This window comes from Streptomyces hiroshimensis (assembly GCF_014650335.1).
GTDB classification, from domain to species: Bacteria; Actinomycetota; Actinomycetes; order Streptomycetales; family Streptomycetaceae; genus Streptomyces; species Streptomyces hiroshimensis.
Genome location: NZ_BMUT01000005.1, coordinates 373,701 through 389,191, shown reverse-complemented (window position 1 = coordinate 389,191; position 15,491 = coordinate 373,701). Strand labels below are relative to the sequence as shown.

13 protein-coding genes and 1 tRNA gene are annotated in these 15,491 nt (G+C 70.5%); 13 read left to right on the top strand and 1 reads right to left on the bottom strand.

Going from position 1 to position 15,491, the window contains the following annotated elements; all coding sequences use genetic code 11:
* Window positions 1–225: 225 nt before the first annotated feature.
* Window positions 226–420: a helix-turn-helix transcriptional regulator gene (locus IE241_RS14705; RefSeq protein WP_190022147.1), complete on the top strand. Its 195-nt coding sequence runs from the start codon at window positions 226–228 to the stop codon at window positions 418–420.
* Window positions 417–1,901: a tyrosine-type recombinase/integrase gene (locus IE241_RS14700; protein WP_373300671.1), complete on the top strand. Its 1,485-nt coding sequence runs from the start codon at window positions 417–419 to the stop codon at window positions 1,899–1,901. Before IE241_RS14705 ends, IE241_RS14700 begins: the two co-directional genes overlap by 4 nt.
* 143 nt (window positions 1,902–2,044) lie before the next feature.
* Here IE241_RS14700 and IE241_RS14695 read toward each other — a convergent pair.
* Window positions 2,045–2,116 (bottom strand) — tRNA-Arg (locus tag IE241_RS14695).
* 164 nt (window positions 2,117–2,280) lie between these two features.
* Here IE241_RS14695 and IE241_RS14690 point away from each other — a divergent pair.
* The 11 genes from IE241_RS14690 to prmC all read left to right on the top strand — a co-directional run bounded on the left by IE241_RS14690 (window position 2,281) and on the right by prmC (window position 15,450).
* Window positions 2,281–2,838 carry a response regulator gene (locus tag IE241_RS14690; RefSeq protein ID WP_190022146.1) on the top strand — a complete coding sequence of 186 codons (558 nt, stop codon included), beginning with the start codon at window positions 2,281–2,283 and terminating at the stop codon, window positions 2,836–2,838.
* Between the two features lie 131 nt (window positions 2,839–2,969).
* Complete coding sequence (gene nrtL, locus IE241_RS14685; RefSeq protein ID WP_190022145.1) at window positions 2,970–3,803, top strand: ArgS-related anticodon-binding protein NrtL; 834 nt, start codon at window positions 2,970–2,972, stop codon at window positions 3,801–3,803.
* Between the two features lie 15 nt (window positions 3,804–3,818).
* The gene (gene lysA, locus IE241_RS14680; RefSeq protein WP_190022144.1) at window positions 3,819–5,210 is read left to right on the top strand and encodes a diaminopimelate decarboxylase; all 1,392 of its coding nucleotides are present in this window, start codon (window positions 3,819–3,821) and stop codon (window positions 5,208–5,210) included.
* A 112-nt stretch (window positions 5,211–5,322) separates the two neighbouring features.
* The gene (locus tag IE241_RS14675) at window positions 5,323–6,615 is read left to right on the top strand and encodes a homoserine dehydrogenase (protein WP_190022143.1); all 1,293 of its coding nucleotides are present in this window, start codon (window positions 5,323–5,325) and stop codon (window positions 6,613–6,615) included.
* Between the two features lie 8 nt (window positions 6,616–6,623).
* The gene (thrC, locus tag IE241_RS14670; RefSeq protein ID WP_190022142.1) at window positions 6,624–7,712 is read left to right on the top strand and encodes a threonine synthase; all 1,089 of its coding nucleotides are present in this window, start codon (window positions 6,624–6,626) and stop codon (window positions 7,710–7,712) included.
* Between the two features lie 355 nt (window positions 7,713–8,067).
* Window positions 8,068–8,982, top strand: a complete 915-nt coding sequence (thrB, locus tag IE241_RS14665) for a homoserine kinase (protein WP_058046281.1) — start codon at window positions 8,068–8,070, stop codon at window positions 8,980–8,982.
* 423 nt (window positions 8,983–9,405) lie between these two features.
* Window positions 9,406–11,511: a transcription termination factor Rho gene (rho, locus tag IE241_RS14660; protein WP_190022141.1), complete on the top strand. Its 2,106-nt coding sequence runs from the start codon at window positions 9,406–9,408 to the stop codon at window positions 11,509–11,511.
* A 322-nt stretch (window positions 11,512–11,833) separates the two neighbouring features.
* A complete protein-coding gene (locus IE241_RS14655) occupies window positions 11,834–12,952 on the top strand; it encodes an LCP family protein (protein ID WP_190022140.1) in 1,119 nt (372 codons plus the stop codon).
* A gap of 146 nt (window positions 12,953–13,098) precedes the next feature.
* Window positions 13,099–13,320 (top strand): 50S ribosomal protein L31, encoded by a 222-nt coding sequence (gene rpmE, locus IE241_RS14650; protein ID WP_168091417.1) that lies wholly within the window; start codon window positions 13,099–13,101, stop codon window positions 13,318–13,320.
* A gap of 106 nt (window positions 13,321–13,426) precedes the next feature.
* Entirely contained in the window at window positions 13,427–14,506 is a 1,080-nt protein-coding gene (prfA, locus tag IE241_RS14645) for a peptide chain release factor 1 (protein WP_190022139.1), read from the top strand.
* Between the two features lie 98 nt (window positions 14,507–14,604).
* A complete protein-coding gene (prmC, locus tag IE241_RS14640; protein WP_190022138.1) occupies window positions 14,605–15,450 on the top strand; it encodes a peptide chain release factor N(5)-glutamine methyltransferase in 846 nt (281 codons plus the stop codon).
* Window positions 15,451–15,491: the final 41 nt, after the last annotated feature.

The window sequence follows — 15,491 nt, the reverse complement described above, 5'->3', positions numbered from 1 at the left end:
ACCGGTGCCGCCGCGCGCTCGCGCGGCGGCACCTATCCGCAACACAACCGCCATCCGCCACAAACACAAGCCGCTGACCAGCAATGTTGCGGTGTGGCGGATGTTGCGGATTTCCCGGAAGGGAGCCGGGCCGAATATCGCACGCCAAGGGTGTCGTTCGGCAATACCGCCAGCTCGTCGCCTGCAGGCGTTCCACCTTTCTGACCTCTCGTCCAAGGAGAAGTTGTGGCCAAGCCCCGCGACGAACTCTTGACCATTCCCCAAGTACTGAATGAACTGCCCGGCGTATCCAGGTCCACCTTCTACCGCTGGCGGCAGCTGAGGAAGGGTCCCAAGTCGATCAAGCTTCCGAACGGATCGGTGCGCATACGGCGTTCCGAGTTCAATCGGTGGCTCGCAGACAGGGAGGATGCTGCGTGATCGACCGGCGGGGGAGAAGCCTGCAGAGTTCCACGAGCAGCGCTGATCCTGCGGATGCCGGCGAGACCACCCTCTCTACGGACGTTCGTCTGTGGAAGGTGAGCAAGGTCAATAGCAAAAAAGCGCCCTATCAGCTGCGTTGGATCGTGGCGGGGAAGGTGATGACAGCCAGCTTTGCCACGGTTGCGCTCGCCGACAGTCGCCGTTCGGAACTGTGGCAGGCGATGAGACGGGGCGAGGCGTTCGACGCTGACAGTGGTCTGCCCGAGTCCGAGTTGCGGGCCGCGGCTGAGAAGGCGAATGTCCGCCCGGATCCGAACTGGTGGGACTTCTCGCGTGAGTACATGGTTTCCCGATGGCGGACTGCAGCTGCGAAGACGCGGGAAGGGCTGGCGGACAGCCTTGCCACGGTGGCCTTGGCCATGGCGGGGGAGGGCGCTGGTGCCCCGGAGCCGGAGCTGGTGCGGTTGGCGATGCGCTGGGCTGTCGTTCCCGCACATGGGGATGAGGGGCCCCCGCGGGAACTGCGTTCCACCTGTGAGTGGCTTGCCGAGCAATCTCTTCCGCTCTCGGCTTTGCTGGAATCGAGGGTGGTCAGGGACGTTCATTACCGGCTCTCGTTCAAGCTGGACGGCACCTCGGCGGCGGCCGAGACGTACAAGCGCCGGAGGCGGGGGTTCAACACCGCCATGGAATATGCCGTGCAAGAGGGATACTTGGACGCCAATCCCCTGGTGGGAATGAAGCGTACGGGGCCTTCACGCAGCGGTGCGGTTGATCCGCGAGTGCTGGTGAATGAAGTGCAGGGGCGGCAGTTGCTGACGGCTGTCTCGTATGTCGGATCCGTTCACCGGAACCGTGGCCGACGGCTTGTGCCCTTCTACGGCTGCATTCTCTACGGGGCCACGCGGCCGGCCGAGGCAGTCGCTCTGAGAGAACCACAGTGCTTCCTCCCCAGGACGGGCTGGGGAACGATCACGCCCAAGGAGACCCGGCCGGTTGCAGGGAAGAGCTGGACGGATTCCGGCGAGCGTCACGACGCTCGGGGACTCAAGTCGCGGGACGTCGATGCGGATCGCACGACACCCATTCCGCCCATCCTGGTATGGCTCCTCCGGGAGCACGTCGCCGAGTTCGGCTTTGCCCCCGACGGCCGGTTCTTCGCGAACGAGCGAGGGGGGCTTGTGGGGAGCTCCAGCTACTGGCGTGTCTGGCAGGAGGCCCGGGAACTCGCGCTGCCGCCGGAGAAGGCGGACTCGCCGCTCGCCCGGCGCCCGTACGACCTCCGGTCGACCTGCATCACCAACTGGCTGCGCTCCGGGCTACCGGTGGCCGAGGTGGCCCGGAGGGCCGGCAACTCGCCCGAGGTCATCCACAGGAACTACGCCGGCTGCATAGACGAAAGCGAGGAGGCCAACAACCGGAAGATCGAAGAGACGATGGGCTGGGACTCGGACCCGGAGGCGAGCAGCAGGCTGTGACGGCCGCCTGAAAACTCACTCGCCACTCACGCGTGAACAGCGGCAGGCAACGACAAAGGCCTGGATCCAGTGGGACTGGGTCCAGGCCTTCATGCTTGGCACTTCTGCAGGTCAGCCGCCTTGCGGTGCTGCTCTCTGCGAAGTGCCCCCGGCAGGATTCGAACCTGCGCACACGGCTCCGGAGGCCGTTGCTCTATCCCCTGAGCTACGGGGGCGTGTCGTCCGCGTCGTGCGGTGACGGGTAGAACATTACCAGCTTCGGATGGGTGATCCGCAACGTCGTTCGGCGGGGTTCCGGGCCGGGGCCGGGGGCCGGGGGTAGCGCACGGGGTGGGGGAGTGCGGGGCGGTCGGGGAAAGCTCGCCCGCACGGGGTGGAAGTGGGGAAAACCCGGACGCAGCGTGGCGGGCGCGCTTACTCTCGGGGTGTGCCTGGCTTGTCCGGCCGGGTCCTTGTCGTCGACGACAACAAGGTCATCCGGCAGCTGATCAGGGTCAACCTCGAGCTCGAAGGCTTCGAGGTCGTGACCGCGGCCGATGGTGCCGAGTGTCTGGAGATCGTGCACCGCGTGCGTCCTGATGTGGTGACGCTGGATGTCGTCATGCCCCGGCTCGACGGGCTGAACACCGCCGCCCGCCTCCGGGCCGATGCCCGTACGCATGACATACCGATCGCGATCATCAGCGCCTGCACACAGCTGGAGGTCGAGGGCGGTCGTTCCGCCGGGGTCGATGCGTTTCTGGCGAAGCCGTTCGAGCCGGTCGAGATGGTCCGGGTCGTCCGCAGGCTCATGCGGCACCGCAAGGGGGAGCGGGGCGACGGGATGCCGGGGGCCTCGGCCCCCGGGGATGCAGGGGCCGTGCGCGGGGTTCAGTCCGTTTGTGGGGCGGATGTCGGGGTGGATGTCGGGGTGGATGTTTTTCGGGGGAGCGAGTAGTCCGCCCCCCCGGGCCCGTACGTCTTCACCTTCGCTCCGTTCCTTCGCAGGGGACCCGGTGACGTCTTCGCCGTCTCGGTCGGCGAAACCCATTCGCCCCGGCCCCACCCCTCTCCCCTAGGCTTGGCCCCGTGACCCCGGCCGATCTCTCCCGCACCGTGCTGCACGCCGTGCACTGCGCCGTCGAGGCCGACGAGCTGCCCGCCGCCGTGCCCACGCGGGTCACCGTGCGGGTCCCGCCCCGCCCCGGGTGCGGGGACTACGCCACCAATGTCGCCCTGCGCGTGTCCCAGGACACCGGCCGGCCCGCCGGCGAGGTCGCCGAGGTGCTCCGCAAGCGGCTGGCCGCGGAGCCGGGGATCGCCCGGGTCGACATCGCCGGGCCCGGGTTCCTCAACATCACTCTTGAGGGGATCTCGTACGTTCAGCTCGTACGGGAGCTGCTGAGCGCACCGCCCGGCGCCGGCGAGCCGCTCCCGCTGCCCGCCCCGGACCCCGCGCTCCTCGCCCGGCTCGGCTCCGACGCCGCCCGCTGGAGCCTGCTGTGGCCCGCCGGCGCAGGCCGCGCCGAGCTCCTCGTCCAGCGCGACAGCAACCCCCTCTTCCGCGTGCGCTACGCCCATGCCCGTACGCAGGGGCTGCTGCGTAACGCTCGTGACCTGGGGTTCCGCTCCGAGGCGGCCGAGCCGGCCGAGTACGAGCACACGGCGTCGGCGACGCTTCTCGCCGCCCTCGCCGACCACTCCCGCATCACCGCCGCCCGTGACCCCGAGCGCCTCGCCCGGCACCTCGACCGGATCGCCGGCGCCTTCCTGAAGTGGCAGACGGGCTGTGCCGTCCTGCCCCGCGGTGACGAGAAACCCTCGGCCGTCCACCGCGCCCGCCTGGCCCTCGCCGAGGCCACGGGCAACGTGCTGGCCGACGGCCTCCACCAGCTCGGCATCACCGCACCCGCACATCTGTAAAAGGGGATCGCCACCATGAGCCGCTCCGCCCACCCCGCCGGGCCCCGCTACGCCGACGTCCTTCCCGAGGGGCACTACACCGCTCCGCCCGCCGACCTCAACGCCCTCGATGCGAAGGTGTGGTCGCGCACGGTCGACCGCGACGGGGACGGCGTCGTCACCGTCGGCGGCATCCCCGTGACCCGCCTCGCCGAGGAGTTCGGCACCCCCGCCTACTTCCTCGACGAGAGCGACTTCCGCGCCCGCTGCCGCGCCTGGCGCGATGCCTTCGGGGCCGACGCGGACGTGTTCTACGCAGGGAAGGCGTTCCTGTCCCGCGCCGTCGTGCGGTGGCTGCACGAGGAGGGACTCAACCTCGACGTCTGCTCCGCCGGCGAGCTCGCCACCGCGCTGGCCGCCGGCATGCCCGCCGAGCGGATCGCCCTGCACGGCAACAACAAGTCCGCCGAGGAGATCACCCGCGCCGTCGAGGCCGGCGTCGGGCGCATCGTCCTCGACTCCTTCCAGGAGATCGTGCGCGTCGCGCACATCGCCGAGCGGCTCGGCAAGCGCCAGCGCGTGCAGATCCGGGTCACCGTCGGCGTCGAGGCCCACACCCACGAGTTCATCGCCACCGCGCACGAGGACCAGAAGTTCGGCCTCGCGCTCGCCGGCGGGCAGGCCGCCGAGGCCGTCCGCCGGGCGCTGAAGCTCGACGGCCTGGAGCTCGTCGGCATCCACTCCCACATCGGTTCGCAGATCTTCGACACCTCCGGCTTCGAGGTCGCCGCCCACCGCGTCGTCGGTCTGCTCAAGGAGGTCCGCGACGAGCACGGCGTCGAACTGCCCGAGATCGACCTCGGCGGCGGCCTCGGCATCGCCTACACCTCCGACGACGACCCGCGCGAGCCGCAGGAGATCGCCACCGCCCTGCGCGAGATCGTCACCCGCGAGTGCGCGACCGCGGGCCTCGCCGTGCCGCGGATCTCCGTCGAGCCGGGGCGCGCCATCGTCGGCCCGACCGCTTTCACGCTCTACGAGGTGGGCACGGTCAAGGAGCTGCCGGGCCTGCGGACGTACGTCAGCGTCGACGGCGGCATGTCGGACAACATCCGCACCGCGCTCTACGACGCCGAGTACACCGTCGCGCTGGTCTCCCGGACGTCCACCGCCGCGCCGATGCTCTCGCGCGTGGTCGGCAAGCACTGCGAGTCCGGCGACATCGTCGTGCGGGACGCCTTCCTCCCCGCCGACGTGGCGCCGGGCGACCTGCTCGCGGTCCCCGCCACCGGCGCCTACTGCCGCTCGATGGCCAGCAACTACAACCACGCGCTGCGCCCGCCGGTGGTGGCGGTGGCCGACGGCGCGGCCCGTGTGATCGTCCGGCGCGAGACCGAAGAGGACCTTCTCCGTCTCGACGTCGGCTGACGGAAACACAAGTCTCGGATACTGGACAGGGGGAGGAATCCCCCGTCCAGTGAGTGAGACTGGTGCACAACCCAAGATGTATAAGGCTGTATCGATGAGAAGCAGGGGTCGGATGATGCGTACGCGTCCGCTGAAGGTGGCGCTGCTGGGCTGTGGAGTGGTCGGCTCTGAGGTGACGCGCATCATGACGACGCACGCCGACGACCTCGCGGCCCGCATCGGTGCGCCCGTCGAGATCGCCGGCATCGCCGTCCGCCGGCCCGGCCGGGTCCGTGCGGGGGTGCCCGAGGAGCTCATCACCACCGATGCCACCGCGCTGGTCAAGCGCGGCGACATCGACGTCGTGATCGAGGTCATCGGCGGCATCGAGCCGGCCCGGTCCCTGATCACCACGGCCTTCGAGCACGGCGCAAGCGTCGTTTCGGCCAACAAGGCGCTGCTCGCCCAGGACGGCGCCGCGCTGCACGCCGCCGCAGAGAAGCACGGCAGGGACCTCTACTACGAGGCCGCCGTCGCCGGCGCCATCCCGCTGGTCCGGCCGCTGCGCGAGTCGCTCGCCGGCGACAAGGTCAACCGCGTGCTCGGCATCGTCAACGGCACGACCAACTTCATCCTCGACAAGATGGACACCAGCGGCGCCGGCTACTCCGAGGCGCTGGACGAGGCCACCGCGCTGGGCTACGCCGAGGCCGACCCGACCGCCGACGTCGAGGGCTTCGACGCCGCCGCGAAGGCCGCCATCCTCGCCGGGATCGCCTTCCACACCCGCGTCCGCCTCGACGACGTCTATCGCGAGGGCATGACGGAGGTCACCGCAGCAGACTTTGCTTCCGCAAAACAGATGGGTTGCACCATCAAGCTGCTGGCCATCTGCGAGCGGGCCGCCGACGGGCAGTCGGTCACCGCCCGGGTGCACCCGGCGATGATCCCGCTCAGCCACCCGCTGGCCTCGGTGCGCGAGGCGTACAACGCGGTCTTCGTGGAGGCCGAGGCGGCCGGCCGGCTGATGTTCTACGGGCCCGGCGCGGGCGGCTCGCCGACCGCCTCCGCGGTCCTCGGCGACCTCGTCGCCGTCTGCCGCAACAAGCTCGCCCAGTCCACCGGCCCCGGTGAGTCCGCCTACACGCGGCTGCCGGTGAGCCCCATGGGCGAGGTGGTCACGCGCTACCACATCAGCCTCGACGTGGCCGACAAGCCGGGTGTCCTCGCCCAGGTCGCCACCGTCTTCGCCGCGCACGGGGTGTCGATCGACACCGTCCGCCAGACGGGCAAGGACGGCGAGGCCTCCCTCGTCGTGGTCACCCACCGCGCCGCCGACGCCGCCCTCTCGGCGACGGTCGAGGCGCTGCGCAAGCTGGATACGGTCCGCGGTGTCGCGAGCATCATGCGGGTTGAAGGGGAGTAACAAAAGCAATGTCCGACAACAACGGCCGTCCGGCCTCCCGTACCCACCAGTGGCGCGGCATCATCGAGGAGTACCGCGACCGGCTCCCGGTCACCGCGGACACCCCGGTGGTCACCCTTCGCGAGGGCGGTACGCCGCTCGTCCCCGCGCAGGTGCTCTCCGAGCGCACGGGCTGTGAGGTCCACCTCAAGGTCGAGGGCGCGAACCCCACCGGCTCCTTCAAGGACCGTGGCATGACCATGGCCATCACCCGGGCGAAGGAGGAGGGCGCCAAGGCCGTCATCTGCGCCTCCACCGGCAACACCTCCGCCTCCGCCGCGGCCTACGCCGTGCGCGCCGGCATGGTCTGCGCCGTCCTGGTCCCGCAGGGCAAGATCGCGCTGGGCAAGATGGGCCAGGCCCTGGTCCACGGCGCCCGCATCCTGCAGGTCGACGGCAACTTCGACGACTGCCTGACGCTGGCCCGCGGCCTGTCCGAGCAGTACCCCGTGGCGCTGGTCAATTCGGTCAACCCGGTGCGTATCGAAGGCCAGAAGACCGCGGCGTTCGAGATCGTCGACGCGCTCGGCGACGCGCCCGACATCCACGTCCTCCCCGTCGGCAACGCCGGCAACATCACCGCCTACTGGCGCGGATACCGGGAGTACGCCGCCGACGGGATCGCCTCCCGCACCCCCCGCATGTGGGGCTTCCAGGCCTCCGGTTCGGCGCCGATCGTGCGCGGCGAGGTCGTGAAGGACCCGCACACCATCGCCACCGCCATCCGCATCGGCAACCCCGCCTCGTGGCAGTTCGCCGAGCAGGCGCGCGACGAATCGGGCGGTCTCATCGACGAGGTGACCGACCGACAGATCCTCGCCGCGTACCGGCTGTTGGCCTCGCAGGAGGGCGTCTTCGTCGAGCCCGCGTCGGCCGCGAGCGTGGCCGGGCTCCTCAAGGCCGCGGAACTCGGGCTGGTCGACCCCGGGCAGCGGATCGTCTGTACGGTCACGGGGAATGGCCTCAAGGACCCGGACTGGGCGGTTGCGGGGGCGCCCCAGCCGGTTACCGTTCCGGTGGATGCGGTCGCCGCCGCGCAGCAGCTCGGGCTCGTCTGACCTTCCAGGTGCCCGCCCGTGGGGTGGGATGGGTGCGGGCACGCCGTCCGGTTGTGCCCACCCTCCCCCAGCTACCGCCGGGAGGTGCCCCCAGCCCCGCGGGACGATTGCCCACAACCGGGTGCGGGGGACCGGGCGGCCCCGAGCCCGCCTGCCCCGCCGCCCGCAAGCCCGTCGCAGGCGACACGCGTCGTGCGCCTCCCGTGCGCCCTATGTCGCCGCAGAACCTTCCTTCGATAGGCTGTACTCACTCCGCCCCGTCGCAGACCGCCGCCGTCACCTCCGGCGTCGCCGTCGCGGCCCTTGCGGACGTTGCACGCCCCACCAAGGCCAGACCAAGGAGAGTCATCGAGCGATGGCCGGTCCCGCGTTCCGCGCCGCCGCTGTCCGCGTGCGCACCCCTGCCACCAGCGCAAACCTCGGCCCCGGCTTCGACGCCCTGGGCCTCGCGCTGGGGCTCTACGACGACGTCGTGGTCCGGGTGGCCGAATCCGGGCTGCACATCGACATCGCCGGGGAGGGCGCCGACACCCTCCCGCGCGATGAGAGCCATCTCCTCGTACGGGCTCTGCGCACCGCCTTCGACCTGCTCGGCGGCCAGCCGCGCGGCCTGGAGGTCGTCTGTGCCAACCGCATCCCGCACGGGCGCGGCCTCGGCTCCTCCTCGGCCGCCATCTGCGCGGGGATAGTCGCGGCCCGCGCCGTCACCATAGGCGGGGCCGAAAAGCTCGACGATGCGGCGCTGCTCGAGCTGGCCACCGAGATCGAGGGACACCCCGACAACGTCGCCGCGTGCCTGATGGGCGGTTTCACCCTGGCGTGGATGGACGCCGGAGTGGCGCGGGCCATTCGGATGGACCCTGCGGATTCCATCGTTCCGGTGGTCTTCGTCCCGTCCCGGCCGGTGTTGACCGAGACCGCCCGCGGGCTGCTGCCGCGCAGCGTCCCCCATGTGGACGCGGCGGCCAACGCCGGCCGGGCCGCACTGCTGGTCGAGGCGCTGACCAGGCGCCCCGGGCTGCTGCTGGCGGCCACCGAGGACCGGCTCCACCAGGAGTACCGCGCCCCGGCGATGCCGGAGAGCGTGGCCCTGGTCAACCGACTGCGCGCGGACGGCGTCCCCGCGGTCATCTCCGGCGCGGGCCCCACGGTCCTCGCGCTGGTCGAGAGCGGTGCGGCCGACAAGGTCGCACGACTGGCGGGCGAGGGGTGGGCGGCCAACCGGCTGGCTCTCGACGCCGGGGGGACGAGCGTGCTGCCGCTCGCCTGACAGCGGAATCCGGGCGAAATCCGGCCCCGCGAAAAATAGCGGTTGCCGGTCTTGGAGAGGGGGAATGTTTGTGGGATCCGGTAGTGTTAACCTCAAGTCTGCACTCGACGCCACATCGGCTCGGTGCTCTGTGTCCCGATCAGGGGCCGCTTTTCTTCCGGGAGCCTCCCAAACTGCCTGAGCAGCCTGCCTGAGCAGCTTCGAGCACGCTCCGGAATCGGCGTGGGTGACATGAGTGAAGCCGATACTCCATGTCTTCACCTCATTCTTCACGCCGGACCAATGAACTGATTCTTCCGCCGTACCAGCCGTACCGGCGGACCACCGCCCCGGCCCGGTCCGCAACCGCCAGACCGTAGCCGGACAGCACAACCGGTCGCCGAGCCAGACAGGCCGACGCCCGCTCCAGGGAAGGACCCCTTCGTGAGCGACACCACCGATCTGATGGGCGTGAACGCCGGCGCCACCGGCAATGCCTCCGCGCCCGCCACGGACGCTCCCGCCGCGCCTGCCACCGGTGCTGCCACCGCCCCCAAGCGGCGCCGCTCGGGCACCGGCCTCGACGCCATGGTCCTGGCCGAGCTCCAGCAGCTCGCCTCGAGCCTCGGCATCAAGGGCACCGCGCGGATGCGCAAAGGCCAGCTGATCGAGGTCATCAAGGAGAGGCAGGCCGGGGGAGGCTCCGCCGCGCCGGCCAAGGCCGAGACCGCTGCCCCCTCCGCGGACGCCGAGACCAAGCCCAAGCGCCGCGCCACCTCCAAGGCCCGTACGGGTGAGGCGGCCGAGAAGGCCGAGGCCAAGCCCGCCGAGAAGGCTGCCGCCCAGCAGCAGATCGAGATCCCGGGCCAGCCGGGTGGGGGCACCGCCCTGCTCGAGCGAAGCCGAGAGCTCGGGGGAGACGAGCAGCCGGTCGCCGAGCGCCGCCGGCGCCGGGCCACCGCGCCCGCCGGCAGCCCCGACGCCACCGAGGTCAAGGCCGAGGCCCGCGTCGAGGAGCGCGTCGAGGCCAAGGCCGAGACCGCCGTCGACACCGCCGAGGGCAAGGCCGCCAAGGGCGACCGCCAGGACCGCGGCGAGCGCGGCCAGAAGGGCGACCGCCGTGAGCGCGGCGAGCGCGGCGACCGTCAGGACCGCGGGGACCGCGGCGAGCGCGGCCAGCGCGACCGCCGTGAGCGCGGCAACCGCGGCGACGATGCCCAGCAGGGCGCCGGCCGCCAGCAGCGCGACGGCCGTGGCGCGCCCCAGGGCGCCCAGGGTGGCCAGGGCGGCCCGCAGGACGAGGACGACTTCGAGGGTGGCCGCCGTGGCCGCCGTGGCCGCTACCGCGACCGCCGTGGCCGTCGTGGCCGCGACGACTTCGGCAACGAGCCGCAGGTCTCCGAGGACGACGTCCTGATCCCCGTCGCGGGCATCCTGGACATCCTCGACAACTACGCGTTCATCCGTACCTCCGGTTACCTGCCGGGCCCGAACGACGTCTACGTCTCCCTCGCCCAGGTCCGCAAGAACGGCCTGCGCAAGGGTGACCACGTCACCGGTGCGGTGCGGCAGCCGAAGGACGGCGAGCGCCGCGAGAAGTTCAACGCCCTTGTGCGCCTTGACTCGGCCAACGGCATGTCGGCCGAATCCGGCCGCGGGCGCCCCGAGTTCAACAAGCTCACCCCGCTCTACCCGCAGGACCGCCTGCGGTTGGAGACGGACCCGGGCGTTCTGACGACCCGGATCATCGATCTGGTCGCCCCCATCGGCAAGGGCCAGCGCGGTCTGATCGTGGCCCCGCCGAAGACCGGTAAGACCATGATCATGCAGGCGATCGCCAACGCGATCACCACCAACAACCCCGAGTGCCACCTGATGGTCGTCCTGGTCGACGAGCGTCCGGAAGAGGTCACCGACATGCAGCGGTCGGTCAAGGGCGAGGTCATCTCCTCGACCTTCGACCGCCCGGCCGAGGACCACACCACCGTCGCCGAGCTGGCCATCGAGCGCGCCAAGCGCCTCGTGGAGCTGGGTCACGACGTGGTCGTCCTGCTGGACTCGATCACCCGTCTGGGCCGCGCCTACAACCTGGCCGCCCCGGCCTCGGGCCGCATCCTGTCCGGTGGTGTCGACTCGACCGCGCTCTACCCGCCGAAGAAGTTCTTCGGTGCCGCGCGCAACATCGAGGACGGCGGCTCGCTGACCATCCTGGCCACCGCGCTGGTCGAGACCGGCTCGCGCATGGACGAGGTGATCTTCGAGGAGTTCAAGGGCACCGGCAACATGGAGCTCAAGCTCGACCGGAAGCTCGCCGACAAGCGCATCTTCCCGGCCGTCGACGTGGACCCCTCGGGTACGCGCAAGGAGGAGATCCTCCTGGGCGGCGAGGAGCTGGCGATCGTCTGGAAGCTGCGCCGGGTGCTGCACGCGCTCGACTCCCAGCAGGCCATCGAGCTGCTTCTCGACAAGATGAAGCAGACCAAGTCGAACGCCGAGTTCCTGATGCAGATCGCGAAGACCACGCCCTCCTCGGGCAACGGCAACGACTGATCCGTATCGCGGTAATCGCGCAGGCTCAAGGAGGCCCCTCGTCACCTCGGTGACGGGGGGCCTCCGCCGTGATCTTCCTGTGACATTCTGAGATCTGCGCCACAGGCGAGTGGCTCCCCAATGGCCGGAACCGGTGCCTTTCAATTGGCCGAAATCGCAGGTGGCGAGGGGTAGTAGAGATCACTTGCCGCTCCGTCCGGCGGAGCGTTTCTAAGGCAGTCCTCAGAATCCGCTGTGCAACCCTGTCGCAGACTTCCCCGTCAATCAGCGCAGGGGGGCAAGCCGGAGCGATACCGGGAGACCGTGGAGGACTGAGGAGCGCATGGCCGACGAGAGCAGCGGCACGTCAGCGGGTTCGCACCGCCGCCGTGCCGGCGGGACCCGCGGCCGGCGTCGCAAGGCCCGCCCCCGCCGCAAGGGCTGGCGAATAGCCGCCTGGACGGCCACCGGCGTCGTCCTCGCGGGCGGTGCCGGGGCAGGGTTCCTCTACTACAAGTTCAACGGGAACCTCAGCAGCGTCGACATCAACGCGGCCCTGGGCAAGAACCGGCCGGAGAACGTCGACAACGGCTCGCAGGACATCCTCGTCCTCGGCTCGGACTCCCGGGCCGGCGACAACGGCAAGTACGGACGGGACGAGGGCAGCTCCCGCTCCGACACGGCGATGATCGTCCATGTCTACGCGGGTCACAAGAAGGCCAGCGTCGTCTCGATCCCGCGCGACACCATCGTCGCCCGGCCCGAGTGCAAGACCCCCGAGGGCAAGACCAGCCCGGCGGTCAAGCGCGGGCAGTTCAACGAGGCGTACTCCATCGGTGGCGCGGTGTGCGCGGTCAAGACCGTCGAGGCGATGACCCAGATCCGTATGGACCACTACCTGGAGGTCGACTTCGCCGGCTTCCAGAAGCTCATCGACAAGCTGGGCGGCGTGGAAGTCACCACCACCAAGGCGATCCACGACAAGTCGAGCCACCTCGACCTCGCCGCCGGCACGCACAAGCTGAACGGCGAGCAGTCCCTCGGCCTCGTGCGCACCCGCAAGGCGGTCGGCGACGGCAGCGACCTCGGCCGGATCAAGCTCCAGCAGGCGTTCATCAAGGCGCTGCTGGACCAGGTCAAGCAGGTCGGCGTCTTCACCAGCCCCACCCGCCTCTACGGGATCGCCGACACCGCCACCAAGGCGCTCACCACCGACCGCGAGCTGGCCTCGGTCGACAAGCTGTACTCCTTCGCGAACGGCCTCAAGGGCATCGGCTCGGGCGACATGCACATGGTGACGCTGCCGGTGGGTGACGACCCCGCCGACCACAACCGGGTGATTCCGTTGACGGAGGCGAGCGAGGAGATCTGGACGGCGCTCCGCGCGGACCAGCCCATTCCGGAGTCCGCCCTCAAGGACGGCGCGGGCACCAGGACGGGCGCCGACGACGTCGTCAGGTGACCCTTGGGGACCCTTGGGAATAACCGGCCGCGACCTCCCGTTTTGGGGGATGCGGCCAGTACTGGCAAACTGGTCCGTCGGCCCCGGTTCACGTAAGGCAATCCCGCCTCTACGACCCGGAGCCCTCCCGAACCTAGGAGAACCCCTTGAAGCGCGACATCCACCCGGAGTACGTCGAGACCCAGGTCAGCTGCACCTGTGGCGCCTCGTTCACCACGCGTAGCACCGTCAACGACGGCACCATCCGTGCCGACGTGTGCTCCGAGTGCCACCCGTTCTACACGGGCAAGCAGAAGATCCTCGACACCGGTGGCCGCGTGGCCCGCTTCGAGGCCCGCTTCGGCAAGGCCGCCGCTGCCAAGAAGTAGCGACCCGCAGGCGCCGGTCCTCGGTCGCCCTCCCGTATGCGAGGGCGACCGGACCGGCGCTTTGTCGTCCAGCAGGCCCGTCACTTCCAGCAGCTAGGGAAACCCCATGTTCGAGGCAGTCGAGGAACTGATCGGCGAGCACGCCGACCTCGAGAAGCGGCTCGCCGACCCCGCCGTGCACGCGGACCAGGCCAATGCCCGCAAGCTCAACAAGCGCTACGCCGAGCTGACGCCGATCGTCGGGACCTACCGCTCCTGGAAGCAGGCCGGGGACGACATCGAGACCGCTCGCGAGTTCGCCGCCGACGATCCCGACTTCGCCGCCGAGGTCAAGGACCTGGAGAAGCAGCGCGAGGAGCTCACCGAGAAGCTCCGCCTGCTCCTCGTCCCGCGCGACCCCAGCGACGACAAGGACGTCATCCTCGAGATCAAGGCCGGTGCGGGCGGCGACGAGTCCGCGCTGTTCGCCGGCGACCTGCTGCGCATGTACCTGCGCTACGCCGAGCGCGTCGGCTGGAAGACCGAGATCATCGACTCCACCGAGTCCGAGCTCGGCGGCTACAAGGACGTCCAGGTCGCGGTGAAGACCAAGGGCGGCAACGGCGCCACCGAGCCCGGCCAGGGCGTGTGGGCCCGGCTGAAGTACGAGGGCGGAGTCCACCGCGTCCAGCGCGTGCCGGCCACCGAGTCCCAGGGCCGCATCCACACCTCCGCCGCCGGCGTGCTCGTCACGCCCGAGGCCGAGGAGGTCGACGTCGAGATCAACATGAACGATCTGCGCATCGACGTCTACCGCTCCTCCGGCCCCGGCGGCCAGTCCGTCAACACCACCGACTCCGCGGTCCGCATCACCCACCTGCCGACCGGCGTCGTCGCCTCCTGCCAGAACGAGAAGAGCCAGCTCCAGAACAAGGAGCAGGCCCTGCGCATCCTGCGCTCGCGGCTGCTCGCCGCGGCCCAGGAGAAGGCCGAGGCCGAGGCCGCCGACGCCCGCCGCAGCCAGGTGCGCACCGTCGACCGCTCCGAGAAGATCCGGACGTACAACTTCCCGGAAAACCGCATCTCGGACCACCGCGTCGGCTTCAAGGCGTACAACTTGGACCAGGTGCTCGACGGCGAGCTGGACCCGATGATCCAGGCGTGCGTGGACGCCGACTCCGCCGCCAAGCTCGCCGCCGCGGGCTGACCGAAGACCGAGAAGCCCGTCCGCGGCCGCCGGACGACCCCGCAGGCGGGGCCGCCCGGCGCCGGGAGACGACGATTCGAAGACGCGAGAGGACCACTGTGAATCTGCTGCTCGCCGAAGTGGCGCAAGCCACTCAGCGGCTGGCCGACGCCGGCGTACCTTCTCCGCGCTTCGACGCGGAGGAGCTCGCCGCCTTCGTGCACGGCGTCAAGCGGGGTGAGCTGCACCTGGTCGCGGACGCCGACTTCGACGCCCGCTACTGGGAGGCCGTCGCCCGCCGCGAGGCCCGGGAGCCCCTCCAGCACATCACCGGCCGCGCCTTCTTCCGCTACCTGGAGCTCCAGGTCGGCCCCGGCGTCTTCGTCCCCCGCCCCGAGACCGAGTCGGTCGTCGGCTGGGCCATAGACGCCGTACGGGCCATGGACGTCGTCGAGCCCCTGATCGTCGACCTGTGCACCGGCTCCGGCGCCATCGCCCTCGCCCTCGCCCAGGAAGTGCCCCGCTCGCGCGTGCACGCCGTCGAGCTGGACGAGACCGCCCTCGGCTGGGCCCGCAAGAACACCGAGGGCTCCCGCGTGACCCTCCACCACGGCGACGCCCTCACCGCCCTGCCCGAGCTCGACGGCCAGGTCGACCTCGTCGTCAGCAACCCCCCGTACATCCCGCTCACCGAGTGGGAGTACGTCGCCCCCGAGGCCCGCGACCACGACCCGCAGCTCGCCCTGTTCTCCGGCGAGGACGGCCTCGACACCATCCGCGGCATCGAGCGCACCGCCCACCGGCTGCTGCGCCCGGGCGGCGTCGTCGTCATCGAGCACGCCGACACCCAGGGCGGCCAGGTCCCGTGGATCTTCACGGAGGAGCGCGGCTGGGCCGACGCCGCCGACCACCCCGACCTGAACAACCGCCCCCGCTTCGCCACCGCGCGGAAGGCCATGCCGTGACGACGGCACCCCTGACATCTGCCCTGTTCGCCCCGTACGAG